The organism is Bacillus sp. 275, from assembly GCF_001999205.1.
Classification (GTDB): domain Bacteria; phylum Bacillota; class Bacilli; order Bacillales; family Bacillaceae; genus Bacillus; species Bacillus velezensis.
On the sequence record NZ_CP019626.1, the window covers coordinates 716,356 to 742,554 of the forward strand.

Annotated in this window: 25 protein-coding genes and 1 riboswitch; of the genes, 8 read left to right on the top strand and 17 right to left on the bottom strand. The window is 48.4% G+C overall.

The annotated features are described in order from the left end of the window. Nucleotides 1-57: 57 nt before the first annotated feature. The 4 genes from BZ167_RS02905 to BZ167_RS02920 all read right to left on the bottom strand — a co-directional run bounded on the left by BZ167_RS02905 (nt 58) and on the right by BZ167_RS02920 (nt 2,061). Nucleotides 58-372, bottom strand: a complete 315-nt coding sequence (locus BZ167_RS02905; protein WP_007407235.1) for a DMT family transporter — start codon at nt 370-372, stop codon at nt 58-60. After that, nucleotides 372-710, bottom strand: coding sequence for a DMT family transporter (locus tag BZ167_RS02910; RefSeq protein WP_015239709.1), 339 nt, complete (start codon nt 708-710; stop codon nt 372-374). Before BZ167_RS02910 ends, BZ167_RS02905 begins: the two co-directional genes overlap by 1 nt. 66 nt (nt 711-776) lie before the next feature. After that, nucleotides 777-885, bottom strand: a riboswitch (guanidine-I (ykkC/yxkD leader). 12 nt (nt 886-897) lie between these two features. Further along, on the bottom strand, nt 898-1,443 hold the full coding sequence (locus tag BZ167_RS02915) for a GNAT family N-acetyltransferase (RefSeq protein ID WP_007407237.1): 546 nt from the start codon (nt 1,441-1,443) through the stop codon (nt 898-900). 99 nt (nt 1,444-1,542) lie between these two features. Beyond that, nucleotides 1,543-2,061, bottom strand: coding sequence for an acyl-CoA thioesterase (locus BZ167_RS02920; protein WP_007407238.1), 519 nt, complete (start codon nt 2,059-2,061; stop codon nt 1,543-1,545). Nucleotides 2,062-2,250: 189 nt separating this feature from the next. Here BZ167_RS02920 and BZ167_RS02925 point away from each other — a divergent pair, with 189 nt between their 5' ends. Together BZ167_RS02925 and BZ167_RS02930 are read left to right on the top strand one after the other, a co-directional pair. After that, nucleotides 2,251-3,111, top strand: coding sequence for a dimethylarginine dimethylaminohydrolase family protein (locus tag BZ167_RS02925; protein ID WP_015417310.1), 861 nt, complete (start codon nt 2,251-2,253; stop codon nt 3,109-3,111). A 70-nt stretch (nt 3,112-3,181) separates the two neighbouring features. Then, the gene (locus tag BZ167_RS02930; RefSeq protein ID WP_012117380.1) at nt 3,182-4,231 is read left to right on the top strand and encodes a lactonase family protein; all 1,050 of its coding nucleotides are present in this window, start codon (nt 3,182-3,184) and stop codon (nt 4,229-4,231) included. Nucleotides 4,232-4,258: 27 nt separating this feature from the next. On the opposite strand, the gene BZ167_RS02935 is transcribed toward BZ167_RS02930, so the two are convergent. The 10 genes from BZ167_RS02935 to BZ167_RS02980 all read right to left on the bottom strand — a co-directional run bounded on the left by BZ167_RS02935 (nt 4,259) and on the right by BZ167_RS02980 (nt 15,340). Beyond that, on the bottom strand, nt 4,259-5,230 hold the full coding sequence (locus tag BZ167_RS02935) for an ABC transporter ATP-binding protein (RefSeq protein ID WP_007610864.1): 972 nt from the start codon (nt 5,228-5,230) through the stop codon (nt 4,259-4,261). A 3-nt stretch (nt 5,231-5,233) separates the two neighbouring features. Then, nucleotides 5,234-6,133, bottom strand: coding sequence for a C40 family peptidase (locus BZ167_RS02940; RefSeq protein ID WP_015417309.1), 900 nt, complete (start codon nt 6,131-6,133; stop codon nt 5,234-5,236). Further along, nucleotides 6,130-7,197 carry a dipeptide epimerase gene (locus BZ167_RS02945; RefSeq protein WP_302931753.1) on the bottom strand — a complete coding sequence of 356 codons (1,068 nt, stop codon included), beginning with the start codon at nt 7,195-7,197 and terminating at the stop codon, nt 6,130-6,132. The genes BZ167_RS02940 and BZ167_RS02945 overlap by 4 nt, the downstream gene beginning before the upstream one ends. 36 nt (nt 7,198-7,233) lie before the next feature. Then, entirely contained in the window at nt 7,234-8,169 is a 936-nt protein-coding gene (locus BZ167_RS02950; protein ID WP_015417307.1) for a S66 peptidase family protein, read from the bottom strand. An 87-nt stretch (nt 8,170-8,256) separates the two neighbouring features. Continuing rightward, nucleotides 8,257-9,876, bottom strand: coding sequence for a peptide ABC transporter substrate-binding protein (locus tag BZ167_RS02955; protein ID WP_031378803.1), 1,620 nt, complete (start codon nt 9,874-9,876; stop codon nt 8,257-8,259). After that, on the bottom strand, nt 9,873-10,901 hold the full coding sequence (locus BZ167_RS02960) for an ABC transporter ATP-binding protein (protein WP_021493815.1): 1,029 nt from the start codon (nt 10,899-10,901) through the stop codon (nt 9,873-9,875). Before BZ167_RS02960 ends, BZ167_RS02955 begins: the two co-directional genes overlap by 4 nt. Nucleotides 10,902-10,906: 5 nt before the next feature. Then, nucleotides 10,907-11,854, bottom strand: coding sequence for an ABC transporter permease (locus BZ167_RS02965; RefSeq protein WP_003154782.1), 948 nt, complete (start codon nt 11,852-11,854; stop codon nt 10,907-10,909). Between the two features lie 5 nt (nt 11,855-11,859). Then, nucleotides 11,860-12,786: an ABC transporter permease gene (locus BZ167_RS02970; protein ID WP_060675391.1), complete on the bottom strand. Its 927-nt coding sequence runs from the start codon at nt 12,784-12,786 to the stop codon at nt 11,860-11,862. 14 nt (nt 12,787-12,800) lie between these two features. Continuing rightward, entirely contained in the window at nt 12,801-13,625 is an 825-nt protein-coding gene (locus BZ167_RS02975; protein ID WP_007407248.1) for a M55 family metallopeptidase, read from the bottom strand. Nucleotides 13,626-13,780: 155 nt separating this feature from the next. Then, nucleotides 13,781-15,340, bottom strand: coding sequence for an MFS transporter (locus BZ167_RS02980; RefSeq protein ID WP_077391933.1), 1,560 nt, complete (start codon nt 15,338-15,340; stop codon nt 13,781-13,783). A gap of 286 nt (nt 15,341-15,626) precedes the next feature. Between BZ167_RS02980 and htrA the strand changes: the two genes are divergently transcribed. Next, nucleotides 15,627-16,976, top strand: coding sequence for a serine protease HtrA (gene htrA, locus BZ167_RS02985; protein ID WP_007407250.1), 1,350 nt, complete (start codon nt 15,627-15,629; stop codon nt 16,974-16,976). 363 nt (nt 16,977-17,339) lie between these two features. On the opposite strand, the gene BZ167_RS02990 is transcribed toward htrA, so the two are convergent. The 3 genes from BZ167_RS02990 to BZ167_RS03000 all read right to left on the bottom strand — a co-directional run bounded on the left by BZ167_RS02990 (nt 17,340) and on the right by BZ167_RS03000 (nt 21,603). Continuing rightward, nucleotides 17,340-18,311, bottom strand: coding sequence for a glycosyltransferase family 2 protein (locus BZ167_RS02990; protein WP_007407251.1), 972 nt, complete (start codon nt 18,309-18,311; stop codon nt 17,340-17,342). An 11-nt stretch (nt 18,312-18,322) separates the two neighbouring features. Next, complete coding sequence (locus tag BZ167_RS02995) at nt 18,323-20,470, bottom strand: glycosyltransferase family 39 protein (RefSeq protein ID WP_077391934.1); 2,148 nt, start codon at nt 20,468-20,470, stop codon at nt 18,323-18,325. A 182-nt stretch (nt 20,471-20,652) separates the two neighbouring features. Beyond that, nucleotides 20,653-21,603: a ring-cleaving dioxygenase gene (locus BZ167_RS03000; RefSeq protein ID WP_031378808.1), complete on the bottom strand. Its 951-nt coding sequence runs from the start codon at nt 21,601-21,603 to the stop codon at nt 20,653-20,655. 322 nt (nt 21,604-21,925) lie between these two features. On the opposite strand from BZ167_RS03000, the gene BZ167_RS03005 reads away from it, so the two are divergent. The 5 genes from BZ167_RS03005 to BZ167_RS03025 all read left to right on the top strand — a co-directional run bounded on the left by BZ167_RS03005 (nt 21,926) and on the right by BZ167_RS03025 (nt 26,178). Then, nucleotides 21,926-23,242 (top strand): APC family permease, encoded by a 1,317-nt coding sequence (locus BZ167_RS03005; protein WP_007610842.1) that lies wholly within the window; start codon nt 21,926-21,928, stop codon nt 23,240-23,242. A 285-nt stretch (nt 23,243-23,527) separates the two neighbouring features. Next, on the top strand, nt 23,528-24,145 hold the full coding sequence (locus BZ167_RS03010; RefSeq protein ID WP_003154804.1) for a DUF47 domain-containing protein: 618 nt from the start codon (nt 23,528-23,530) through the stop codon (nt 24,143-24,145). Nucleotides 24,146-24,157: 12 nt separating this feature from the next. Next, nucleotides 24,158-25,156 carry an inorganic phosphate transporter gene (locus BZ167_RS03015; RefSeq protein WP_003154805.1) on the top strand — a complete coding sequence of 333 codons (999 nt, stop codon included), beginning with the start codon at nt 24,158-24,160 and terminating at the stop codon, nt 25,154-25,156. A 104-nt stretch (nt 25,157-25,260) separates the two neighbouring features. Then, entirely contained in the window at nt 25,261-26,007 is a 747-nt protein-coding gene (locus BZ167_RS03020; protein ID WP_060674890.1) for a type II toxin-antitoxin system SpoIISA family toxin, read from the top strand. Then, nucleotides 26,008-26,178, top strand: coding sequence for a type II toxin-antitoxin system SpoIISB family antitoxin (locus tag BZ167_RS03025; protein WP_003154807.1), 171 nt, complete (start codon nt 26,008-26,010; stop codon nt 26,176-26,178). Nucleotides 26,179-26,199 lie beyond the last annotated feature (21 nt).

The following is a 26,199-nucleotide window of genomic DNA, read 5'->3' on the forward strand; positions in this document are numbered from 1 at the left end:
TATCTTCATAATTCGTAACTTATTATAGATTATACTGAAAATTTGATAAAAATCAATTTACGAAAGAATTTTCAGCCCTACGGCAGCGCATAAAATAAGCGCAATGAAAAAGATGCGCTTCGCATCCTTCTGCTCGCCGTAGAAAAGAATGCCGGCTAATGCGCCGCCCGCCGTGCCGATACCGGTCCAGATCGCATAGGCCGTGCCCATCGCGATCGTCTCCATCGCATAAGAAAGCAGGGAAAAAGAAGCCGCAAATCCGGCGATAATGAAAAGAATCCATTTGACTTTCTTTTCTTTTTGAAATTGATTCATTAAAATGACCCCGAGCATTTCACAAAGACCCGCGGCTATCAGGCTGATCCAATGCATTACGCCTTCTCCTCCTTCGTCTCAGGCTTATCCTGTGTGACCAGCTTTAATCCGATGACACCGATCAGCAAAACGCCGATCAGCACGATTTTCACCGGATCGGCCTGCTCTTTGAAAAGCAGGATTTCACTGAGCACGGTGCCCGCTGTCCCGAGTCCGGTAAAGACCGCATATACCGTTCCTACGGGCAGGCTGTCTGTCGCCTTGATTAATAGATAAAAACTGATGATGATTCCCACAATCGTGCCGCTCCACGCCAGTGCCGAATCAGCATGTTTCAGGCCGGTGACCCATACCACTTCAAATACGGCCGCTATGACCACTAAACCCCATTTCATGTTCTTCACCCTTTCTGTATCCGGACAATACAAAAAAGCCCGGATAGTCGTCTCACATGAGATTGACTCTCCCGGGCTTTTTTCCCTCCGTGTGCATATGCGGGATATGTCCGCATATGTGTTTTCTCTCGGACCAGGCCATGTATGAACATGCGGAACCCTAGAAAACATGTCTGCTCGTATCATACTACATTTCGCCGAAACGTTCAACGTCAGATGTGATGTCAAAAACCGTCAGCTGCCTCTCCCATTTGGTAACGGTCTCACCGGGCACCATACCGATTTTTTCCGCGACACGGACGGAGGCAGCGTTTTCCGGATCAATCAGCGCCGCTATGCGTCCGTATTGCTGCGTATGAAAACCGTAGTCCAGACAGGCGTTCGCCGCCTCTGTCGCATAGCCGCAGCCCCAGCGGCGGCGGGCAAACATATAGCCGATTTCCATCAAAGTGTTTCCGTTTACCGTCTGCGGAACGATTCCGCATTGACCGAGAAATGCGCCCGTCTCTTTATCCTCTGCGATCCAAAGACTGACGCCGTATCCTGCGGCCAATCGTTTGTTCCAGGCAATCCATTCCTTCGTTTCCCGTCTGCTTTTAAGAGAAGGATAATATTTCATGACCTCTCTGTCGGTAAACAGCCCGTACAAATTTTCTTCATCGTCATCCCGCATAGTCCGCAGACGGATACGCCCGGTTGTCAGGATGGTGCCGGAAGACTTATGTTTCATCATGCACGCCACGTCTCCTTTCCCTGTAATAGATTATGGATCCGGCAGGAAAAGTCCTTTCTCAGCATAAAAAAACCGCTTTTTAAAAAAGCGGTTTGACGATTACCAAGGTTTATTTGTTCCGAGCGCCTCGGCCAGGGCCTTGCTGTGTTTTAAGCGGTTTTTTCGTTCTCCGGCGCGCTGAACGGCCGTATTGTGAAGCATGATTTCTTCCTCAGTTTCCGGCACGATCCGCGGAACGGGTACCGATTTCCCGTTTGAATCAAGCGCGACAAAGGTCAGAAACGACGTTGCCGCAAGCTCGCGTTCGCCCGTCATCAGATGTTCTTTAATGACTTTGACAAACACCTCCATAGACGATGTGCCGACCCATGTGACGTAAGATTCAAGGCATACGGAATCCTGTTGGCCGATGGGGCGCAAAAAATCTACAGAATCCATTGAGGCCGTGACTGTTTCACACCGGCAGTGGCGTGCCGCGGAAATTGAAGCGATATCATCAATGTAGCTCATCAGCTTTCCGCCAAACAGCGTATTGTGATTATTCGTATCAAGCGGAAAAACCCTGCTTGTTTTAACAACCCTTGTTTCTTTGCAAAATCTTGATTCTGGCAACTTCATATTATTTAAACTCCCCTTTGGTGTCTGGTCGTTTTGACTCATTCATCTGTACCCTATTAAACAATACTTTGACCGTTTTGTCTAAAATTTTAAATATTAAGTTGGTTAGATATTCTCTCATAAATGTTTTATTATTCATCACATCCGGGAATAATAAACGCACATTGAATACCGATAGGAGGATATCACATGGACGTATCCATTCCCAAATCCACGCGGAAACCGGCTTGCCGCAGTGAGTTTGATGCTTTGCAGACAGTCATCTTATGCCGGCCGGAACACATGGCCATCAAGGATATTATTAACGGAACGCAGAAACATTTCAAACAAGAAAATATTAACATATCCGTTGCCCTCAAACAGCATAGTGAGTTTATTGACATTTTAAGATCTCATCAGATTGAAGTCGTCCTGCTGCCTGCCGATCCCGCATTGCCTGAGCAGGTATTCACCCGGGATATCGGATTTGTATTAGGCGAGACGGCGTTTATTTCAAACATGGCGGCTTCAGTCCGGCAGGGAGAAGAAAAAGTGTTTCAAGACTTGCTTGACAATAAGAAAATCCCTTATACGCGACTGAAAAAAGCGAATATTGAAGGCGGCGACATCTTGATCGCAGACGGCACCGTTTACGCCGGACTGAGCGAGCGCACGGATAAAGCGGCTGTCCGGGAGCTGCGGGAGGCGCTGCCGGAGATGACGGTTGTGCCGATTCCTCTCAAGGAGGATTTCTTACATTTGGACTGTGTATTTAATATGATCTCCGAAACGGAGGCGCTATACTGCAAAAATGGCTTGCGGCAGAAAGAAATTGATCTTCTCGCCGAACGTTTTGAGATGATAGAAGTGCCTGAAGAAGAGCAATTCACGCTCGGTCCGAATATCCTGTCACTCGGCAATCAGACAATTATCAGCCTGCCGCAGCACCGTCATACGAACCGCGAGCTCAGAAAAAGAGGTTATACAGTCATTGAAACCGAGTTTTCCGAAATTATTAAATCAGGCGGTTCCTTCCGCTGCTGCACCTTGCCGCTTGTCAGAACATCTTAAACATTTACAAGGCAGTTTCCTTCAAGATACGTTAATATAGAGAAGACAAGACTCTAAAGGGGGAAACCGAATGGCTAAGTACATAGGATACGCGGGAACATATACAAAAGGCGGAAGCGAAGGCATTTATTGTTTTGAACTTGATACAGAAGCGAAACGGCTCAGCCGTCCGAAGCTGGCAGCAAAGCTCGGCAACCCGACATACGTCACTCCGAATTCTGATAACAGCATGCTGTATTCCATTGAAAAGGCAGACGGAAAAGGCGGCGTCGCAGCCTATCAGATTCATCAGAACAGCGGGGAATTAACTTTTGTGAATCACCAGCTGATTGAAGGCCCGTCTCCATGCCACGTCAGCATTGATGATAAACATGAATATGTGTTAACCGCTAATTACCACAGCGGAAAAGTACACGCCTTTCCCGTCAATGAAGACGGAAGTCTGCGGGAGCCGGCTGCCGAAGCCGCTCATACGGGAACAGGTCCTCATGAAAGACAAGAGAAACCGCATACCCATTTCGCAGGCTATACACCTGAGCATAACTACATTGCAGCCGTCGACTTAGGGACGGATACGCTTTATACTTACCAAATGAAAAACGGTTCGCTCACAGAGGTGAAAACTCACTCTTTCGCACCGGGTTCAGGGCCGCGCCACATCGTTTTCCATCCGGCGGAAAAATACGCCTATGTCATGACGGAAATCAGTAATGAAGTCATCGCGCTTGAATACAACCCGACCTTAGGTGAATTCAGAGAGCTGCAGGTCATTTCCGCTTTGCCTGAAGGCTTTACGGACAAATCGCAAGGCAGCGCGATCCGCATATCTAAAGACGGCAGATTTCTTTATGCCGCCAACCGCGGACATGACAGCATCGCCATCTATAAGATCAACCAATATTCCGGCGAATTGTCTCTTATTGAATGGGTGCCGACAGAAGGCAACTGGCCGCGTGATTTCGCGTTTGACCCTTCCGAGACATTCCTTGTCGCGTCAAACGAAGAAACGGGAAATCTGGTTTTATTTGAACGCGACCCGGAAACGGGCAAATTGACTCTGCTTCAATCTGACATTCCGGTTCCGTATCCGGTCTGCGTGTCATTTCTGCATCAGGTTTAATTAAAAAAGAAAGCTGACTTTATATTGTCAGCTTTCTTTTTTGTATAAATGGCAGGCGACAAAACGCCCCGCCTTCACTTCTTCAAGCTCAGGCGTTATCTTACCGCAGAGCTCCATCGCTTCAGGACACCGCGTCCTGAATACACAGCCGCTCGGCGGGTTAAGGGGGCTCGGCAGCTCCCCTTTCAGAATAATCCGTTCACGCTTGTCCTCAAGAAGCGGATCAGGAATCGGGATTGAGGATAAAAGCGCCTTCGTATAAGGGTGAAGCGGTTCCCGGTAAAGCGCAGCGCTTTCTGTAATTTCCATCATGCGGCCCAAATACATCACGCCGATCCGGTCGCTGATATGCTTGACCATTGATAAATCGTGAGCGATAAATAAAAATGTCAGCCCTTTCTCTTTCTGAAGCCTTTTTAAAAGGTTGACGACCTGAGCCTGTACCGACACATCCAGCGCGGAAATCGGCTCATCCGCCACGATAAATTCGGGATGCAGAGAGAGCGCTCTGGCAATCCCGATTCTCTGCCTCTGTCCGCCGCTGAATTCGTGGGGATACCGGCTGCCGAAATCCGGATGGAGCCCGACAGCTTCAAGCAGTTCATCCGCCATCATCAGACGGGCTTTTCTTGTATTGTAAAGATTGTGGATTTCCATCGGCTCCATAATAATTTCCCTTACGGTCAGGCGCGGATTTAACGAGGCGTAAGGGTCTTGGAAAATCATCTGCAGCTTGCGGAAGAAGACCGACCGCTGTTCTGCCGCGGCACGGTGTATATCCGTCCCTTCATATGATACCGAACCGGCCGTCGGGTCATACAGACGGAGAATAACCCTTCCGAGCGTCGATTTACCGCATCCCGATTCTCCGACAAGTCCGAATGTTTCCCCTCTTTTAATGTGAAAGCTGACACCGTCGACTGCTTTTACGGCTTTCTTTCTTCCTGCGTCAAAATGCATTTTCAGCCCGCTGACTTCAAGGAGCGGAGATGCCGTCATTTTCTATTCCCCCTTTTCGCTTATACAGCGGCGTACGGTGCATAATTCTTTTTCATAGACGGTTCCTTCCAAAGACAGCACTTCGATTGTTTTTCCCGTTTTCGGGGAGTGCAGCATTCGGCCGTCTCCCAGCGCCAAACCGACATGGTGGATCGCGCCTTTTCCTTCTTCATAGGCGAAAAACAAAAGGTCAGCCGGCAGGATATCGTTTACCGCCGCGCCGCATCCGGCTTTTGCTTGGTCCTTTGCATCACGGGGAAGGGTATAGCCGTTTGCTTTAAATATCGAATACATAAACCCGGAACAGTCAAACCCGAAACCGCTCAGTCCTCCCCATAAATACGGAAGCCCGAGAAACATCATGCCCGTTTCGATGACATCGGCCGCCCGTCCTTCCGTATGCCGGCACTCGTCTGCGTCAGCTTCATTTACGAACCTTTCTCCGAGCGGCGTCACCACCCGGAAAAAGCCTTTCTCACGTCCTGATGCCGGAAGACGCGTTAAGAAACTTACTTCCAAGTCCGGTTCGCCGTTTGTGTGATATAAAATAGCTGTCGGTTTGGTAATCCATACGGCGGGGGAAGATGTATGGAAGCCGTCTTTTGAAAGCTGGCTTTTTTTCATCCACCCCGGATATCCGCGCACATCCTTGTTTGAAGGCTGGCCGGGAACGGCGACAAAAGCCCATTCCCCTTCCTCTTTGAGAATGATCACTTCTTCCCCGAAAAGCGCTTGCGTTTGGACAAGGTTGTCTGTGCATAATTGCAGCCGCTCTTCATATCCCATAGACGCTAACCATTTTCTGATCTGCGGCGGGTTTTCGAGCATCGGCGCATCATCCGAACGGGGAGATGACGGCAGCGTCCATACGTTGGCTGCCGCCGCTGTAACGGCTGCTCTCATCTTTTCGCCTCCTCTTGTATCGACACACCGGTAATGCCGAGACCCGGTTCGTCGGGAATCGTAATCTGACTGCCGCTGTATGTGATGCCGCCTTGAATCAAATCATCTTTCAGCATAAGCGGCGCATCAAAATCAAACTTCGTCACATTCCGTTTGCCCGCGGCAAAATGGGCCGCGGCGGTGATGCCGAGCTTGGTCTCAATCATGCTGCCGACCATGCATTCCACGCCGCACGTTTCCGCCATCGCATTGATTGTTTCCGCCTGCTTTATGCCGCCCGCTTTCATCAGCTTAATATTAATTAAATCGGCGCTTCTCGTCTGCAGCACGTGAAATGCCTGACGGGGGGTAAAGACGCTCTCATCCGCCATAATCGGCGTGTCTACGGCATCTGTGACCTGCTTCAGCCCGGCGATATCGTCTTTGTGAACAGGCTGCTCGACCAGCTCAATGCCGAGGCCTGCGTCTTCCATCTTTCGGATCGCAGTCACGGCTTCTTTCGGCATCCAGCCTTGATTCGCGTCCAATCTCAGTTTGACGTTTCCGCCGACACGTGATCTGATCGCCTGAATCCGCGCAACATCGTCCGATATGTCACCTATGCCGACTTTTACCTTTAAAATATGAAATCCTTTGTTCACATAACGGTCTGCATCCCCCGCCATCTCCTCAGGAGAATTGACGCTGACGGTAAAATCTGTTTCCAGTGTATTCCGATAGCCGCCGAGAAGCCGGTAAAGCGGCTGTCCGTGCATTTGCGCCCATCCGTCATATACAGCCATATCCACCGCGGCTTTTGCGCTTTGATTTCTTTCCAACAGCCGGCTGATATCAAACAAAACGGCTTCCATGCCGGAAAGGCCCCGCCCCAAGAGAGCGGGCTTCAGCACATCGTGGACGGCGCTTTCAATACCGGCCGCGCTGTCGCCTGTAATGACAACCGTCGGCGGCGCCTCGCCCCAGCCGGTCAGACCGTTGTCAAAAGTGAGCTTCACAATGACCGATTCAGCATTGTAAACCGTGCGCAAAGCGGTCTTAAACGGCTTTTTCAGCGGCACGGACATCCGTCCCGTTTGAATATCTGTAATCCTCACGCCTGATCACTCCCTTCCGGAAACCCCCGATTCAATCGTTACCGCTTTGGCCGCCGTATCCATAACCGCGCGGGCTCCGATCGGAACGGCGAAGCTCGGTGAACAATGGCCGATTTTAAAGCCTTTGAGCGCGGGCTTCCCTGATTTGACAATGTAATCGTTCAGCACTTGCTCTAAAGTAAGCGACTTTTCTTTATGCTTCGGTTCGCATTGGTGAAAATCACAGACCAGGATTCCGGCTGCGTCTGACAGTTTTCCGGCCATCTTTAATTGATTCAGCATTCTGTCGATTTGATACGGCTCCTCATCAATATCCTCGATAAACAGCAATTTGTCTTTTGTATCAATTTCAAACGGCGTGCCGAGTGTGGACGTAATGAGCGACAAGTTGCCGCCTGCAAGCTCTCCCTCGGCCCTTCCGCCTGTCAGCACCTCTAAGGGAGAAATGTCCTCCGTATAGGTAAATTCCGTTTCTGTAAAAAGCTGATGATACGACGCTTTTGTCAGGGGATCAGCATTTTCAAGCCCGACATCTGTGCTCAGCATCGGACCGTGAAATGTGACGAGCCCCGTATTTTGATGAATGGCGGTATGTAAAAACGTGATATCACTGTATCCCCAGAAAATTTTCGGATTGCGGCGGATTAATCCGAAATCGATGTCGGCGGCAATACGGCCAGTGCCGAATCCTCCGCACGCGCATATCACCGCTTTGACATTCTGATCACTAAACATGTCATGGAGATCATCGAGACGCGCCCGGTCTTCTCCCGCCAAATAGCCGTGACGGGTCTTCAGCGCCCGGCCGAGTTTCACTTGAAGGCCAAGCTCATTCTCTAAAAACAGCAGCGCGGTTTGCAGCGTCCCGCTCTCAGGCGGGCTTGCGGGCGCAATCACACCGACCGTGTCGCCTTTTTGCAGTGCTTTCGGTTTATGGTTCATGACTTTTTCAATCTCCTTTCCGGATTGAAAAGTGAAACACGCCGCTCCTTTAACGGCAAAAGAACGGCGTATGTTTCCGCTGTAAGATCAGGACTTTTCCGCCCACTTCAGATCAATGTAACCGACGGGGTGCCGGACAATGCCCTTCACGCCGCTGTTCTGCAGATGCACCTGATTGTAAAAGTAAATCGGAATGATCGGAGCCTCGTTCATGAGCAGTTTTTCCGCTTTATGCATGAGCGCAAAACGTTTTTTGGCATCGGCTTCCTGTTTTGCCTGCTTGATGTAGCCGTCGTATGCCGCGCTGCCCCAGCCGGTGCGGTTCATGGAATTATCCGTCTGGAAAGCCTCTAGAAAACTGATCGGATCTGCGTAATCCGGTAAAAATGAGCTTTGAGAGAACTGGAACTTCAGTCCTTTCTGCTCTTCTAAAAAGACGTTCCATTCCATATTGGCGAGCTTAACGTCTATACCGAGCACACTTTTGAGCTTCTGCTGAATCGCTTCCGCTATTTTCTTATGCTCCGGTTTTGTGCTGTATGTCAATGTAACGGCGGGCAGCTTGTCATAATGCTCTTCTGCCATGCCTTTTTCCAGCAGTTTTTTGGCTTCTGAATCATCCGGATTTAATAAACTGCCGCCCGCTTCGCGGAAATCTTTCCCGTCAGGCTGAGTAAATCCCGGGGATACAAAGGCATGTGCCGGCTTTTCACTGTTTTTGGTCACATAATCCGTGATTTCTTTCTGATCAATCGCTGCCGCGAACGCTTTTCTGATCTTTTCATTTTGAAACGGCTCCATTTTCACGTTAAAACGATAGAAATAGAGTCCGGCCTGATCCCACGTGCGGACATTTTTTCCTCCCATCAGCTGCTCGCTCAGCTCTGCCGGCACAAAGGCGGTATCCAAATCCCCCGACTGGAACATCTGATAATCGGTATTCCGGTCACTGACCATCGCCCATGTGACTTTATCCAGTTTCACCGTCTTTTTATCCCAATACGTCTCGTTTTTGACCATCGTCATGCTATCGTCATGCTTCCATTCCGTCAGTTTGAACGGCCCGTTGCCGACAAAGGTTTTTGCTTCAGTAAACCATTTCGGATCAGCCTTGGCGACCTTCTCATTAATCGGGAAATACGCCGGATTGGACACGACGCTCAGAAAATAATCCTGCGGTGCCGCCAATGTGACGACAAGCGTTTTTTTATCTTTTGCCGTGACTTTCACGTCTTCTTGTTTGCCTTTTCCGCTGTTAAATTCTTCCCCGCCTTTGATCATATAGCCGAGAAAAGCGGAAGATGCGCCCGTTTTCGGATCGAGCATCCGTTTCCAGGCGTACACGAAATCTTCCGCCGTAACGGGATCGCCATTTGTCCATTCGGCGTTATCCCGGATATTGAAGGTATATGTCAGCTTATCAGCGGACACCTTCCAGCTTTCCGCCATGGCCGGTTCGGGCTTATTATCTTTTCCGAGCCTCGTCAATCCTTCCATGATGTTATTCAGCGGCTGCCAGGAAACATTATTAAATCCGATCGGCGGATCAAGTGAGGTCGGCTCATTTTCGTTATTGAGCCGCAGCACCGTTTCACCCCCCTGTTCTTTTGCTTTGCCGGGTTCTGTCCCCGCCTGTTCATTGGCTGTACAGCCCATCAGAGCAAACGAAACAACAGCAATCACACCGATCGCCCATCTCTTTTTCATTTCAATCCCCCTTTTTCCTCTGCTGCCGTCAGCTGCTGCTTCAGCCGCTCTGCACGGTGATCCTGAAGCCAGCAGTTGACGATATGGCTTTTGGATTTCACGGTTGTTGCCGGGTATACCTTTTCACAGACGATCATCCTGTCCGGGCAGCGGGCGGCAAACGGGCAGCCCGGCGGCGGATCGAATAAATCAGGCGGCGTCCCGTCAATCGGCGACAGCTCACTATCCTCCATATCCAGCCGCGGCACTGAACGAAGCAGCCCCTTTGTGTATGGATGAGCCGGACGGTAAAAAATATCATGCCTCGTGCCGATTTCGGCGATTTTCCCCGCATACATGACGGCGACTCTGTCGGCGGTCTGAGCGACGACGCCGAGATCGTGCGTGATCAGAATAATAGACACGCCTGTTTTTCTTTGAATCTTCTTAAATAATTCAAGGATTTGTGCTTGAATCGTCACATCAAGAGCCGTTGTCGGTTCATCGGCGATCATAATTTCCGGCTCGCAGATCAGAGCCATCGCGATCACGATCCGCTGCCGCATGCCCCCGCTTAATTGGTGGGGGTACTGCTTCAGGCGGGATTTCGAGTCCGGGATACCGACCAGATCCAGCATGGCGAGAACTTCGGATTCAGCTTGTTTTCTTGTCATGGCGCGGTGTTCCAACAGCGCTTCTGAGAGCTGATCCCCTATGGTCAAAGTCGGATTGAGCGCCGTCATCGGGTCCTGAAAGATCATAGAAATATCGCGCCCCCGGATTCCCCGCATTTCCCGATCCGACATTTGGCAAAGGTCTTTCTGTTTAAATTGTATGCTTCCGGATTCAATCTTTGCCGAATGTTTCGGAAGAAGACCCATCACGGCTTGTGACGTCACGCTTTTTCCGCAGCCCGATTCACCGACGATCGCAAACGTTTCACCTTTATATAAATCGAAGCTGACGCCTCTGACGGCTTTTACAGTGCCTCCGTATGTTGAAAAAGTAACATGCAGATTTTGAACGGAAAGAACTTGCTGCGCCATTTTTCCTACCTCCTCAGTTTCGGGTCTAACGCATCCTGCAAGCCGTCTCCAAGTACGTTAAACGCGTACATCGTCAAGGAAATGAAAAAAGCGGGGAAAAACAGCCGCCACCAATGGCCTGATAAAATCGCCGGCAGCCCGTCGTTTGCCATGACTCCCCAGCTTGCAAACGGCGCCTGAATGCCGAGTCCGAGAAAACTTAAAAATGATTCCGCAAAAATCGCCGCCGGCACCGTAAGCGTCATTTGGACAATAATGGCTCCCATCGTATTCGGCAGCAGATTTTTCTTAATGATCCGAAATGTTTTCGCTCCAAACGTTTTCGAAGCCAATACGTGTTCATCATGCTTCATCCTCAGCACCTGCCCTCTGACAATCCGCGCCATGCCGACCCATCCCGTCACGGTCAAAGCGACGATAATGGAACTGAGCCCTGGCCCCATCAGCACCATTAACAAAATGACAACGAGCAGATACGGCAATCCGTAGAGAACCTCGATGATTCTCATCATGGCGCTGTCTGTCCGGCCCCCTTTGTAACCGGCGACGCCTCCGTAGATGACACCGATCAAAAAGTCGATCAGCGCCGCCATCACACCGACAAATAAAGAGATCCTCGCTCCGTACCACGTTCTTGTAAACACGTCCCGGCCAAGTTCATCGGTTCCGAACCAGTGTGAAAAAGACGGCGGAAGATTCTGCTCGGCGAGCGTCTGCCTTGTCACGCTGTGCGGTGATATCAGCGGACCGAACACAGCCGATAGAAACAGGCAGCATAATATCACAAGGCCGGCCATCGCCAATTTGTTCTTTTTAAGCCGCCGCCACGCATCCTGACTGTAAGACAGGCTCGGACGCTTGACCGACTCGGTTTCACCCTTTCTTTCCGCACCCGGCTGAAACCAGTCATCAGGCACTTCTGTGTGTTTTACCGTTTCTTGCGGGAGATTCATCAGGATCACCCTTTCTTATGAAGTTTTATGCGCGGGTCTAACAGGCCGTATGCCAAATCAACCAGAAACAGCAGGACGATCAGAATCACACTGTAAAATACGGTCGTTCCCATGATGACCGGGTAATCTCGCTGATTGATGCTTTCTACGAAATATTTGCCCATTCCCGGTATGGCAAAAATTTTCTCGATGACGAAACTGCCCGTTAAAATACTTGCGGCAAGCGTCCCGAGTACTGTCACAACAGGCATAAGAGCATTTTTCAATGCGTGTTTGATCACAATTTTGACGGGAGAAAGCCCCTTTGCTTTTGCCGTGCGGATGTAATCCTGAGTCAGCACTTCGGCCATGCTTGATCTTGTCAGCCTCGCGATAATGGCCATGGGACCGACGGCAAGCGCAACAGTCGGCAGGACCATGTGAACGGGACTCGTCCAGGTAGCTGCCGGAAACCATTTCAGATGAACCGCAAATTGCTGAATCAGCAGCGTAGCCATAATAAAATTCGGAATGGAAATCCCGAGCACCGCAAGGCTCATGGCCGCATAATCGAGAAAGCCGCCGCGCCTGAGAGCGGCCATTATGCCGAGCGCGAGTCCGGAAATCACAGCGATGATGATCGCCGTTATCCCAAGCTCAAATGAGACCGGAAACCCGCGTTCGAGCATAGCGTTTACACTGTCTGACGGTTTTTTAATTGAAGGACCGAAATCAAAGGTAAGAATGGATTTTAGATAGATGGCGTATTGAGTGATAAGAGGTTCGTTCAGATGGTAGTAGGATTCGAGATTTCGCTGGACCGCTTCGTTTGTGCCCCGCTCTTCGTTAAAAGGCGAGCCGGGTATCACTTTCATCATGACAAATGTCAGAGCGGTGATGACGAGGACGGTCATAATCATGGCGATAAAACGTTTGATAAAATACCGCAGCAATGCCGTTCACCCCTTTAACAGAATGTTGTTCTCATGGCGAGTTCTGTCATGACGAGCATGGCCTGATAGGCTTCCGGCATGTCTTTTGCCTGAAATTGAACGATTGTCGTTCCCGGGATGATTTCTGTGCCCGGCATTAAATGGGCCCATTCAGCCTGTCCGTAGTTGGCAAATTCAATGCCTAATACAGGTCTTTCAGGCGGAGTCAGCGGTTTGACCTTATCTTTATTTTTGAGCGCATAGGCTGTTTTTTCCGTCAGGAGCCGTCCAGCTTTTTGAGGGGACAGGCATTTGACCGCGGTTCTTGAAATGGTTTGTTTGACGGCGGCAGTCGTCACATTCGGGATCAGCTCCTCCGCCTCTTTTGCGGCGCAATCATCTCCGGCAGCCATAATGACAGGGACATCGTAAAATCCCGCGAGATAGGCATTTAACCCCAGTTCACCGACCGGCTTATCATTTATGTAAAAGTGGCGGACGCCGAATATCATGCTGTGCGACATAACGCCCGGCATCGACGCTCTCGCATGATAGCCGATAAACATCACGCCCGAATACGATTCATCAAGCCCCTGCATCATGGAAAACGGCTTGACATCCCCCGTAATCAGCTCTGCCTCAGGGTGAAGTTTTTCAGCGAGCAGATTATTCATCTTTGAGTGGCTGTCATTCACGGTCACTTCCGTGCATCCGTTATTAAACGCTTCTGCGATGCACCAGTTTGCTTCTTCGGTCATCAGAACCCTGCCGCGCTCATAATTGTGCATGCGGGAATTGACAAATGTTTCATCAGGCAGTCCGGAAATCCCTTCCATATCCACAGATAGATACAGTTTCATGTAATGCCTCCTTTTTTACTTAAAATTTCGATATTAAATTATGAATATTCTAACAAATTATATTAAAAAAGGATGAAACATGCAATATACCATTCTGCCATTATGGGAAAAAACAAACCCTTTTCACCGGGAAAAGGGTTTGCTGATAGAAATAGTTACATACTGTTTTTGCTTATATGATGACGCTGAAACTGTCTGACCGCACTTCTGTATTCATGATCGGGAATGACCTGATGCCTGATCGGTTCAGGAGCCTGCGGCGAAGGCTGTTCAGCCGCCTGCTTACGGACGGCATGCGGTTTATGCGCCAGCTTATGTCCCATGCCGGTCGCATTCATGACAAATGATAAACACACTAAAAGCAAGCTTAAGATGAAAGCAATAAGAAACAAATCGCTGTATGTCCCCATCAGCAGGTCATGCGGCGATTGTGTGCCGCGCGCGCCCCGAAGCGTGCCGGAAGCATCTCTTTTCGTAAAATACCCTATTAAAACAGGTGCGCCCATATAAATGAAAAGCCTCAAAAACTGAACTGCCGTCATGCGTTTCACCAGTTCCGGAAGCGGTCCGCCCAACGCGGCTCCCATCAGTCCGGCTGCCACAATAAGCCCTGTCCCGGCCGCCAGCATCACGAAAAGCCCCGCAAATAGAATAAGCGGTATATGATGATCCGCCGTCATCCATTGGAAATTCACGAACACCAGTATAACAGAGCCTGTTATGCCGAGCATGCCCGGACCGACTTTATCATATGCTAATGCACTGATGACAGCGGCGATGGCCACGCCTCCCAAAAGGCTCGCATAAAGGAATATCAGTTGAGTTTGTGACATATGATATGCGGTCTGAAGCTCCCCGTGAAATGCAGAAAGACTGACCGCTATGGAAATACTGCCCGCAGCGATCATGAAAACACCCAGAATCGGCTTTGGAATCAGCATAAGTTTAATCGAAATCAGCGCATGTTCGTTTCTGTACTGCATGATCAGCAAGATCAGAAGAATGACGATGCTTCCTCCAAATCCCGCCAATGTCTGCCATGATGAAAAGCCCCATTTCGGCAGATGAATAAATGTATAGGCGGTCAGCACGGCTGATACACCCGCTAACAGAAAACCGATGCCGTCAAATGGAGATTTTTCAGCATTTTTATGAGCGTCATCCCGCAGCCACATATAACTGAAAATGAGGCCGAAAAAAGACAGCAGGCCAAAAATGCCGAACAGCCAATGCCAATGGCCGGCGCTTGCCGCCGCCGTGCCTAAAACGGTTCCCATAATGACGGACCCGTAAAATCCGCCGATCAACACAAATAATGCGTAATTCCGGCGCTCAATCGGAAACGAAAGCACCAGCATCGGGATCATAATCATCAGCATAGTGCCCGCCGCAGCTCCCTGTAAAAAACGGCCCGCGGCGAGCGGATAAATATCATTTGTCACAGCAGCAAGGAGCGCTCCGATGACACCCGCGGCCATCGAAATCATATAGACAGGCCGGGAGCCGAATCTTTTTCTTAAATACGGCCCCGCCGGCACGAATAAGGCAAATGCCATATTACCGATAATAATCGGATGAAAAGAGTCAAAGTTTTCCCCGCCGACCGTCTGCCGGACAAGGCTTTGGACAGCCGAAAGAGCGGTATTCGACATCAGCCCCGGCCCGACCGCCAATACAGCAAGCAGAGAAATGATCCAGTGATGTTTTTCTTTCATGTGACAGCTCCTTTCTGACTATTTGACAAAGTGAAAAAGCTAACAGATTTCCCCCATTAGCTTGACAGAATTTTCATATCTTTTCATGTGAAGGATTGAACATAATATCTCATTTATTATTTCAAATCCGATGGAAATTGTCAATATAAAGCGCCGCCGTCCGATTTCATCTTTTTCACAATTTCCCACAATCTTTTCATTATTATCCCACACTTTTTGTTTAAGATGGAGTCAGTAATAATAGGCAAATCATGCTATGATGAAATAGAGAAACGGAGTGAACATGATGGATAACTATCGTGATGAAAATCGGACAGACCAAAAAGAACAGGAAGTCCTTTTAGTAAAAGAAAACCCGCAGACGGCCGGATATTCCGCGCCGGACGAGGACAAGAAAAAACGAAGCTTCGGCTGGTTCAGACCGCTTCTCGGCGGAGTGATCGGCGGAGGGCTCGCCCTCGGCATCTATACATTTACGCCGCTTGGAGACCATCAGACTCAAGATACTTCCAATCCGGCTCCCGCTCAGGAAACGTCATCGGTAACCGCCAAGCAGACATCTTCTGAATCAGACAGCGGCAAATCGGCAAACAGCTCATCGGCAAATTCAAGCAGCATTTCGAATATGGTGGAAGACATTTCACCGGCGATCGTCGGGATCACCAATCTGCAGAAGCAGCAAAGCAGTTCCGATTTATTCGGATTCGGATCAAGCTCAGATTCAAACTCAAATTCATCGGGTGAAGATGCGGAAACGGGATCGGGTTCAGGCGTTATTTTTAAGAAAGCAAACGGCAAAGCGTATATCATTACGAATAACCACGTGGTCGAAGGCGCCTCTTCCCTTAAAGTGTCATTATATGACGGCACCGATGTAACAGCTAAACTCGTCGGCAGCGACTCTCTGACAGACTTGGCCGTTTTAGAAATCAGTGATAAACACGTGACAAAAACGGCAAGTTTCGGCAGCTCATCCGCTCTCAGAACGGGTGAATCCGTCATCGCCATCGGTGATCCGCTCGGAAAAGACCTTTCCCGCACCGTCACACAAGGCATCGTGAGCGGCTTAAACAGAACCGTCTCGATCTCTACGTCAGCCGGTGAGTCAAGCATCAACGTCATCCAAACCGATGCCGCCATCAATCCCGGAAACAGCGGCGGACCGCTCTTGAATACAGACGGCAAAATCATCGGCATCAACAGCATGAAAATAAGCGAAAGTGATGTAGAAGGCATCGGCTTTGCCATCCCGAGCAACGATGTAAAACCGATCGCCGAAGAGCTTCTCACGAAAGGACAGGTGGAGCGCCCTTATATCGGCGTGAGCATGATCGACTTGGAACAAGTGCCGCAAAACTATCAGGAAGGCACACTCGGGCTTTTCGGCAAACAGCTGAATAAAGGCGTTTATATTCGCGAAGTGGCGCAGGGCTCACCTGCAGCCAAAGCCGGATTAAAAGCAGAAGACATCATTATCAGCTTAAAAGGGAAAGAAACCGGCACGGGCAGCGAACTCCGCAATATTCTCTACAAAAATACGAAAGTCGGCAGCACCGTTGACGTGAAGATTATCAGAAACGGCAAGGAAATGACGAAAAAAATGAAACTGACTCAAAAAGAAGAAACATCTTCTTAACAAAAATCCAAGGCAGCCGCCTTGGATTTTTTATGTACAGCGGAAACTTTAGGCCTGGATCAACCGTATGACTTAGTGTACAAAGGAGGATACTTACACATGAAACAAACAGGACTTTTGCTGGTCGTTACAGGCCTGATCTTGCTGCAGCTGAGCATTCAGCTTCCTCAGCAAAACGCTGCTTGAGGTATGACGCTGGGTGCAAGCATTTTACTGAACTTTCGGGAACCGGACTGATCATGCGCTCTCTGCACACGCAGACCGGCCGCAGATGAATGAAAAAAGCCGCGGGACATTCTGTCATCCCGCGGCTTTTATTTCACATAAAAGCACCCTGTCCGCTGGCCGGACAGGGTGTTTCGGTTAAGACATATGCTGGTCCCGATAAATCTTTTCGTTTTTCATGCCGTACGCTTTTTGCACGATATAGAGCGGACGGTCTTTTGCTTCGTCATAAATCCTTCCGATATATTCGCCGATCATTCCGAGCATTAATAGAACGATGCCGCTGAATAACAGCTGTATCACAATCAGAGAGGACCAGCCCGTAATGGTGCTGTTCGTAAACAGCTTCATGTATAAAACGATAAACATATAGAGAAAACCCGCTCCGGACATGATCATTCCCGCATAGCTTGCCGCCTTGAGCGGTTTATGAGAGAACGTTGTGATCCCGTCCATGGAAAGCTTCAGCATTTTTTTAAGCGGGTATTTCGTTTCCCCCGCAAGCCGCTCATCACGTTCATATTCTACAGCAGTCTGCTTAAAGCCGACCCAGCTGACGAGTCCTCTGACAAAAGGATTTTTTTCTTTTAATCTTTTCATCTCATCACAGACTTTTCTGTCCAGCAGGCGGAAATCTCCGGTGTCGAGCGGAATATCAATATCAGTCACGCTCCGCAGCAGCCGGTAAAACATAGAGGCCGTCTGTTTCTTGAAAAAGGTTTCTCCCTTTCGTTTCGTTCTGACGGCGTACACCACATCGTAGCCTTCTTTCCACTGCTCAATCATATCAAGGATTAATTCAGGAGGGTCCTGCAAATCGGCGTCAATGACGGCGATTGCATTCCCCTCTGCATAATCCATACCCGCCGTGATCGCGATCTGATGTCCGAAGTTTCTGGAAAAGTCAATAATTTTCACTCTCGGATCAATCAGACTTTGCTCTCTTAAAATCTCAATACTGCGGTCTTTGCTTCCATCATTGACAAAGATCAATTCATAATGCTCTTTTGTTTGATCCATGACTTCTTTCAGGCGCTGATAGGTTGTCTGAATGACGGGTTCCTCGTTATAAACCGGGACGACTATTGAATATTGAATATGTCTGCTCATGTTTTTTCCTCCTATTCATCAGATTGAAGTTCGTATAGTGAAGCTGATTGATTCATTCCGCCCGGCCCGCCGCTCATTCGGCTGTTTTTACCCGCGGCCTTGCTGCTTTTTGTATCAGCCGGATCACTATTTTTCGTTTTCTGATCTGTGCTTGATTGCCATTTATCTGAAGATACTTTCTTTCCGTTTTTCTCAACCCACTGCACAATATCGTTATTTCCGCCTTTGCCCATTCCGGATGTTAAGAAGTATTTTACTTTCCCTTCTTTTACGAGCTTTTTAAATTGAGTCAGCGTAATGGCCGGGTCAGACCCGCTGAATCCGCCGATCGCCATGACCGCTTTTTTCGTTTTAATAATGTAAGGCGCCGCCGTGTTGGAATCGGTTGCAGCAAATAGATAGTCCGCTCCGGCGTTGTGTTTCTCTAAATAGTTGATCAGTTTTGTATTGACAGATGCGTTATCCATTCCCATGCCTTTTCCGCTTGTTGAAGCGAGCTGAGGGCCTGTTTCAGGCAATGAGCTGTTGCCTCCGTACAGAAGCGGTGTGCTCGCCCAATAAATCGGCATGACCATCAAGACGAGAAGGGCTGCAAGTGAAACATAATAACTTAGCGGTTTTTGGCGCTGTTTGAATACGAACAGGGCGATTGCTGCCACTGCGCCGAGAACGCCTGCTCCGATGCTCCAGCCTACGCCGATTTGATCATTGTAGTTTCTGAGGATAAACAGCTCAAATCCGGTTGTCACAAGAATAGCGGCCGGCAATAGCCAAGTTTTCCATCCCGCCTGCTTGCGGTACAGATGAACGAGTGCGACCCATCCCGCACCGACAAGTGCCGCGATCGGAGGCGCCAGCATAATGAGATAATAATGGTGGAAAAATTCCGCCACACTGAAGAATCCGGCAATCGGCACAAGCCACGCTGCCCAAAAGATCGTTTCCTTCTGTTCTGCTGATAATCGTCTTCTTTCTCTCGCCCCGGCGATCAATAAACCGGCCATTCCAAAAATCGCAAACGGCAGGAGCCAGCTGATCTGATCAGATAATTCCGATTGGAAAAGGCGCAGCGGACCAGGAGTTCCCGTTCCGAACATTCCTGAACCTGATTGCATTTTCGAGCCGGTGCCTGTACCGCTTTTTCCTCCGCCGCCGGGACCGCCTCCGCCGCTTGGAGGACCTCCTTGACCGCCGCTTGGCATTTTCCCGTTAGATGGAGGTGCCGTCATACTGCCGTTTTGTGGTTTGTCTCCGCTTGCTGAACTGCTGCTTGAAGACTGGCCAAGCGGTTTTTGCATTTGTGAAGAACCGCCGGAAGAAGACATCTCTTTCGATGCGTTTCCGTCCGGTCCGCCCTGACCGCCGCCGGAACTTTGCCCTGTCAGCCGCTGAATCCCGTTATATCCGAAAGCCAATTCCAATACGGAGTTTGTCTGGCTGCTTCCGACATATGGCCGTTTGCCGGCAGGAATATTGTCAACAATGAGCGGCCATGACAATGAAACGGCTGCTAAAACGGCTAACGCGCTTACCAATGAAATGATTTTTTTCTTAATCGTGGTGTTTGCCGCAATCATATAGAACAGCAAGAAGGCCGGCAAAATCATATAAGCCTGAAGCATTTTTGTGTTAAAGCCTGCTCCGACGACAAAAAATGCCGCCAAAAGCCAGATCAGTCTGCCTTTTCTGATCGCTTTAAAGAGAAGCCATGTGGCGAACAAGAGGAAAAAGACCAGTAAAGCATCGACATTGTTCGTCCGCGCGACCGCTACTGCGATCGGTGTACACGCCATGACAAATGAGGCGATGCGCGCCGCCGTTTTTCCGAACGTCGGCTTTATTAATAAGTACATGAATAGAACTGAACCTACACCCGCCAATGCCTGAGGCAGGATAACGCTCCACCCGTGCATACCGAATATCAGCGCGCTGATCGTTTGAATCTGGTATGTAACAGGCGGTTTATCTACCGTGATAAACCCGGCTGCGTCAAATGAAGCGTAAAAGAAATTATGAAAGCTTTGAAGCATACTCGTTACCGCTGCGGTGTAATAAGGATTCACCGTATCGTCATTCCAGATGTTGTACATATTCAAGAATGCGGAAGCGAGTAAAATGAGAATGAAGACTGCGTCTATCTCGCGTTTTTTCATTTTCACCTGTGTTTTCACTCCTTTTGTTTAACTTTGAACAAGTGTAACAACCAAATGTGAAAAATTTATTAATAAACAAAGACAATTATTTTGCCGTTTACAAATAGGTAAAAAGAATGACAAAACGGGTAAAAAAGCAAAAAAAGATGCCCCCGTCAAGCCGGGAGGCATCTGTCATGATTTCTGATTTACTGTATCGGTTTCAGCCGTGCTTCTATTTCAGAACGACGGTGTTCGAGATAAGGCGGGAGCGCAACCGTTTTGCCTAGCTCTTCAGGTTTTTCATCAACCATAAATCCCGGACCGTCCGTTGACAATTCAAACAGAATTCCGTTCGGCTCCCGGAAGTACAGCGCTTTGAAATAATAACGCTCTACAATGCCTGAGTTGCTGAAACCTTCTTTCGTAATGATGCGGTGCCATAAAGCAAGCTCCTCTTCATTCTGGACGCGGAAGGCCACATGGTGCACGCTGCCTTTTCCCGGACGCTCGCGCGGAAGATCGTTTCTTTCAATGAGATGGACTTCTGTACGCGCGCCTCCGTTTCCGGATTCGAGCACCGTAACCGTGCCCCGGTCTTCATGCGTTTCTTTCCCGATTTCAGTGAAGCCCAGCACATCGGTTAACACACGCAGCGTCGGTTCTGCATACGGGACGGTCAATTCAACGGGACCAAGACCGCGGAAAGAATATTCTTCCGGTATGCCGCTTTGCTTCACCGCTTCACCGATGTCTTTTCCTTTTTCGTCAGCTGTCAGCACAAGCCGCTGTCCTTCATGATCCCAAAAAGCGAGTGTCTCTCTGCCCGCTATTGTCATGATGCCGCCATGAGCGACCTGATGCTCTTCGAATCGTTTTTTCCAATATTGCAGCGCTTGTGCATCCGGGACACGCAGGCCGATTGAAGAAATACTGTTTGTTCCCGCATGGAACGGCGCAATCCGCGGAATTTCGAAAAACGTCAATTCCGATCCCGGATTGGCTGCTTCATCACCGTAAAATAAGTGATACATGGTCGGTTCATCCTGGTTTACGGACTTTTTCACAAGCTTCAGTCCCAGGATGTTCCGATAAAAATCTAAATTTTTCTGCGCATCAGCCGTCAATGCTGATACATGGTGTATTCCATTAACTTTCATTATGTTATCCTCCAGTCAATTATCTCGATTTCGAGATATTTTATATATACAATTTATGTTATCCGGATCGCAAAGTCAACCCATCTGCTTCACAGACGGTCTGCAGACTGCCGCTCCCCAAATAACGAACCTTCAATATTAAAAAACCATTAATGTTCGCTTTTAAAACGGTATTTTTTCCTTCTCAAAAGCAGAAACCTTTATCTTTTAGGGAAAACAACAAAATCAGAAAATTTATTTTATTCGTGTTTCAGCAATTAGGGTTTACAATATGGAAAATAGTTTTTTCAGCATGACGATTTTACATCTGGAGGGATAGGATATGCAGATTGAAGAGAACGGACTTAAAAAAGAGATCGGCCTTACCATCGCCCTCTCACTTGTTATCGGCACCATCATCGGTTCCGGCGTATTTATGAAACCAGGCGCCGTGCTTGCCTACTCCGGTGATGCGAAAACCGCGCTTATCGCGTGGCTGTTAGGAGGCATTTTGACGCTTGCCGGCGGCTTGACCGTTGCGGAAATCGGCACTCAGATTCCGAAAACGGGCGGACTTTATACATATCTCGAAGAAGTGTACGGCGAATTTTGGGGCTTTTTGTGCGGATGGGTTCAAATTATCATTTACGGCCCCGCCATTATCGGAGCAATCGGCTTGTATTTCGGCTCTTTGATGGCGCACTTGTTCAATTGGGATTCCGGCTGGTCTAAATTGATCGGGATTTCAGCCGTTTTGTTTTTAAGCATCATTAACATTATCGGAACGAAATATGGCGGCATCGTCCAGGGAATTACGACGGTCGGCAAATTGATTCCGATTATCTGCATGATCGTGTTCGGCCTTTGGAAAGGCGATCAGCATATTTTCACAGCCGTCACAAGCAGCATGTCGGACATGAATTTCGGCGCTGCCATACTGGCCACCTTGTTTGCTTATGACGGATGGATTCTGCTTGCGGCACTCGGCGGCGAAATGAAAAATCCGGAAAAGCTGCTCCCGAGAGCGATGACGGGCGGACTGCTGGTCGTCACCGCCATTTATCTTTTCATTAACTTTGCGCTGCTGCACATTCTTCCTGCGACCGACATCGTCAAACTCGGTGAAAATGCGACCGGCACCGCTGCCGGAATGCTGTTTGGCGACATCGGAGGAAAATTGATCAGCGTCGGAATCATCGTCAGCATCTTCGGCTGTTTAAACGGAAAGATTCTCGCTTTTCCGCGTGTCTCGTTTGCGATGGCGGAACGGAAACAGCTGCCGTTTGCCGGGCAGATTTCGCGGGTGCATCCGACGTTCCGCACCCCGTGGATTGCCGTGTCATTTCAGATCGCGCTGGCCATTATTTTTATGATCGCCAGCAATCCCGATAAGCTGTCTGAAATCTCTATTTTCATGATTTATATTTTTTACGTCATGGCCTTTTTCGCCGTGTTTATCCTCAGAAAAAAAAGCGGCGGAAAACCGCGCGCCTACAGCGTGCCTTTGTATCCGATCATTCCTGTTTTGGCCATCGCGGGTTCACTGTTTGTGCTGATCAGCACGATCATTACAGATACACTGAGCTGCGCGCTGTCCCTCTTGATCGGCCTCGCCGGGCTGCCGCTCTATTTTTGGCTGAAAAACGGCAGAAAAAACTGACAAAAACGGTTCCTTTTACGGGAGCCGTTTTTTTTCTGGCAAAATCACGTGCAAAAGTTGACAGCAAATTCACATCTTTTGTTATACTTTTTAAGCAAGATGTCTGAATTCGAAGTATGTTACGTTTTTTTGGCGAAGTGGGTAACATAAGAAAAACAGGATGAGACACGTTTTTACGAAAAAATCAAGAGGCGTTTTTTTCGACTTTATCTGTTTTTTTTCGACAAAAGGCTATATAATAATTTGATGTGTGCATTGTCTCATTCAAACAATGGAGGGTTTTTAATGATAAAAAGAAAAAAAGATAAGTTCTCACTCCTTTTAACAGAAATCGCAAAAAACATAGACGAAACCGCAGAATATTTTGTCAACTTTAAAGTGACGAACCAGACGACTTTAAAGGAATTTGCCGATACGTTAAAAGAGTTTGAAACAAAAGGAGATAATCATGTTCATGTCATGATTAAAGAGCTGAACAAAGCTTTTATCACTCCCATTGAACGTGAAGACATCCTTGAGCTGACAAACAGCCTCGATGACGTGCTTGACGGAATCGAACATTTTTCAGCAATGATGGAGATTTTCTCGATCACTTCTTCCGATGAGCATATCGATAAGTTCAGCGGATACATCAGAGAGTGCGCGAAGGAAATTTTAATCACGATTGAACTGCTTGCAGAAAACCGATTGAAGGACATTCACCCTCACGCCATTAAAATTAAGGAATACGAGCACAGCTGTGATAACCTGCACCGTAAATCATTAAAAAATCTGTTCGGCACAGAAACCGATCCGATTAAAGTGATTCAGTACCGCGAAATTTACGAAACGCTTGAGGAAATTGCCGACTCTTGCCAAAGCGTTGCCAATAACCTTGAAACCATTATTATGAAAAACGCGTAACGAGGGGTTATAATGGATACTCTATTACTTTTAACGATATTAATTGTCATATGCGCTTTGGTATTTGACTTCATTAACGGATTTCACGATACCGCAAACGCAATCGCCACCTCAGTTTCGACAAAAGCGCTGAAGCCGCGGCACGCAATCGTCATGGCCGCCATCATGAACTTTCTCGGAGCAATGACATTTACCGGTGTGGCGAAAACCATTACAAAGGACATTGTGAATCCTTATACATTAGACAATGGGTCAGTTGTCATTCTTGCGGCTCTACTCGCCGCAATCGCCTGGAACTTGATCACATGGTATTTCGGCATTCCGAGCAGCTCTTCACATGCGATTATCGGAGCGATCGCCGGAGCGGCCATTGCAGCGTCAGGTTTTGCGACGCTTAATTATAAAGGGTTCATTAAAATTATCGAAGCACTTATTTTATCACCGATCATCGCCTTTGTTCTCGGCTTTATCGTATATTCGATCGTGAAGCTGATTTTTAAAGACAGCAATTTGGCGAAAACAAATAAACGCTTCCGCAGAGTGCAGATTTTGACGGCTGCCATTCAGTCCTATACACACGGAACGAACGACGCGCAAAAAGCGATGGGTATTATTACGATGGCGCTTATGACGGCCAATTTACATAAAAGTGATGCCATTCCTTTTTGGGTGCAGCTCTCTTGTGCCCTGGCAATGGGTCTCGGCACATCCATCGGCGGCTGGAAAATCATTAAAACCGTCGGCGGAAAAATTATGAAAATCCGTCCGGTAAACGGCGTATCTGCCGACTTAACCGGCGCAGCCATTATTTTCGGGGCCACGTTTATTCATCTCCCTGTCAGCACGACGCACGTCATTTCGTCTTCCATTCTCGGTGTGGGCGCTTCCCACCGCGTAAAAGGCGTAAACTGGGGAACGGCTAAACGGATGCTCATTACATGGGTCATCACCCTGCCGATTGCAGGTACACTCGGCGCCATCGCCTTTTTCATCCTAGATCTCTTTTTCTGATGACATCCGCTTCTTTACAGAAGCGGTTTTTTTTGTGACAGGAAAATGATGTCATGACATAGAATGAACATAGCAGACCATTTTTCAAATTGTGAGGGATGCTCATGCTTTTGTTTTTTCAGATCATGGTGTGGACGATGGCGGCCGCACTCATTTTATATGTGTACGCATCCTGGCGGTATGAGGCAAAGGTAAAAGAAAAAATGTTTGCCATCCGTAAAACGTGGTATTTACTATTTGTACTGGGCTCCATGGTCTATTGGACATATGATCCCGAATCGCTCTTTGCCGCATGGAGACAATATTTGATTGTTGCCGTCTGCTTTGCCCTTATTGATGCGTTTATCTTTTTGAGCGCGTATATCAAAAAGCTCGCCGGCAATGAATTAGAGACGGATACGCGGGAAATTTTAGAAGAAAATAACGAAATGCTTCACTCCTATCTTGAAAAACTGAAAACCTATCAATATCTGTTGAAAAATGAACCGATCCATGTATATTATGGAAGTACAGAAGCTTATGCGGAAGGCATCACCAGACTGCTGGCCGCTTATGCCGAAAAAATGAATGTCACGGCTTCCTTGTGCGACTATTCCGCACAATCGGATAAGGACCGCTTGACGGAGCATATGTCTGATGCGGCGGACGTTCAGTCCCGTCTTAACCGTAAAGACGTCTACTATGATCAAAAAGGCAGGCTTGTGCTTATTCCGTTTACAGTCCAGAACCGCCATTACGTGATCAAACTCACGTCGGAAAACCTGTTGACGGAATTCGATTATTTGCTTTTCACATCGCTAACGAGCATTTATGATTTAATGCTGCCAATAGAAGAGGAAGGTGACGGTTAAATGGAGCAGGCATTTCAAAACGGGCAGCCGGAACAAAGAGCGAAACCGTTCAAAATGTTTAAAAAACGTTCAATGACAAGTATCGCAAGTTACCAGGTCAGCCCTCATACCGCCAGAATTTTCAAAGAAAACGAGCGGCTGATTGACAAGTATAAACAAAAAAAAGCTTGATTACACTAAGGACAGGAGACA

What these genes read in the sequence shown, in the direction of transcription:
- BZ167_RS03005 (WP_007610842.1), top strand. Translation starts at nt 21,926, where the DNA reads ATGCAGATTGAAGAGAACGGACTTAAAAAAGAGATCGGCCTTACCATC.
- BZ167_RS02950 (WP_015417307.1), bottom strand. Translation starts at nt 8,169, where the DNA reads ATGAACCATAAACCGAAAGCACTGCAAAAAGGCGACACGGTCGGTGTG.
- BZ167_RS02935 (WP_007610864.1), bottom strand. Translation starts at nt 5,230, where the DNA reads ATGACGGCATCTCCGCTCCTTGAAGTCAGCGGGCTGAAAATGCATTTT.
- BZ167_RS02930 (WP_012117380.1), top strand. Translation starts at nt 3,182, where the DNA reads ATGGCTAAGTACATAGGATACGCGGGAACATATACAAAAGGCGGAAGC.
- BZ167_RS02975 (WP_007407248.1), bottom strand. Translation starts at nt 13,625, where the DNA reads ATGAAACTGTATCTATCTGTGGATATGGAAGGGATTTCCGGACTGCCT.
- BZ167_RS03025 (WP_003154807.1), top strand. Translation starts at nt 26,008, where the DNA reads ATGGAGCAGGCATTTCAAAACGGGCAGCCGGAACAAAGAGCGAAACCG.
- BZ167_RS02945 (WP_302931753.1), bottom strand. Translation starts at nt 7,197, where the DNA reads ATGTCCGTGCCGCTGAAAAAGCCGTTTAAGACCGCTTTGCGCACGGTT.
- BZ167_RS02915 (WP_007407237.1), bottom strand. Translation starts at nt 1,443, where the DNA reads ATGATGAAACATAAGTCTTCCGGCACCATCCTGACAACCGGGCGTATC.
- BZ167_RS02940 (WP_015417309.1), bottom strand. Translation starts at nt 6,133, where the DNA reads ATGAGAGCAGCCGTTACAGCGGCGGCAGCCAACGTATGGACGCTGCCG.
- BZ167_RS02990 (WP_007407251.1), bottom strand. Translation starts at nt 18,311, where the DNA reads ATGAGCAGACATATTCAATATTCAATAGTCGTCCCGGTTTATAACGAG.
- BZ167_RS02905 (WP_007407235.1), bottom strand. Translation starts at nt 372, where the DNA reads ATGCATTGGATCAGCCTGATAGCCGCGGGTCTTTGTGAAATGCTCGGG.
- BZ167_RS03015 (WP_003154805.1), top strand. Translation starts at nt 24,158, where the DNA reads ATGGATACTCTATTACTTTTAACGATATTAATTGTCATATGCGCTTTG.
- BZ167_RS02965 (WP_003154782.1), bottom strand. Translation starts at nt 11,854, where the DNA reads ATGAATCTCCCGCAAGAAACGGTAAAACACACAGAAGTGCCTGATGAC.
- BZ167_RS02980 (WP_077391933.1), bottom strand. Translation starts at nt 15,340, where the DNA reads ATGAAAGAAAAACATCACTGGATCATTTCTCTGCTTGCTGTATTGGCG.
- htrA (WP_007407250.1), top strand. Translation starts at nt 15,627, where the DNA reads ATGGATAACTATCGTGATGAAAATCGGACAGACCAAAAAGAACAGGAA.
- BZ167_RS02910 (WP_015239709.1), bottom strand. Translation starts at nt 710, where the DNA reads ATGAAATGGGGTTTAGTGGTCATAGCGGCCGTATTTGAAGTGGTATGG.
- BZ167_RS02920 (WP_007407238.1), bottom strand. Translation starts at nt 2,061, where the DNA reads ATGAAGTTGCCAGAATCAAGATTTTGCAAAGAAACAAGGGTTGTTAAA.
- BZ167_RS02925 (WP_015417310.1), top strand. Translation starts at nt 2,251, where the DNA reads ATGGACGTATCCATTCCCAAATCCACGCGGAAACCGGCTTGCCGCAGT.
- BZ167_RS02955 (WP_031378803.1), bottom strand. Translation starts at nt 9,876, where the DNA reads ATGAAAAAGAGATGGGCGATCGGTGTGATTGCTGTTGTTTCGTTTGCT.
- BZ167_RS03000 (WP_031378808.1), bottom strand. Translation starts at nt 21,603, where the DNA reads ATGAAAGTTAATGGAATACACCATGTATCAGCATTGACGGCTGATGCG.
- BZ167_RS02960 (WP_021493815.1), bottom strand. Translation starts at nt 10,901, where the DNA reads ATGGCGCAGCAAGTTCTTTCCGTTCAAAATCTGCATGTTACTTTTTCA.
- BZ167_RS03010 (WP_003154804.1), top strand. Translation starts at nt 23,528, where the DNA reads ATGATAAAAAGAAAAAAAGATAAGTTCTCACTCCTTTTAACAGAAATC.
- BZ167_RS03020 (WP_060674890.1), top strand. Translation starts at nt 25,261, where the DNA reads ATGCTTTTGTTTTTTCAGATCATGGTGTGGACGATGGCGGCCGCACTC.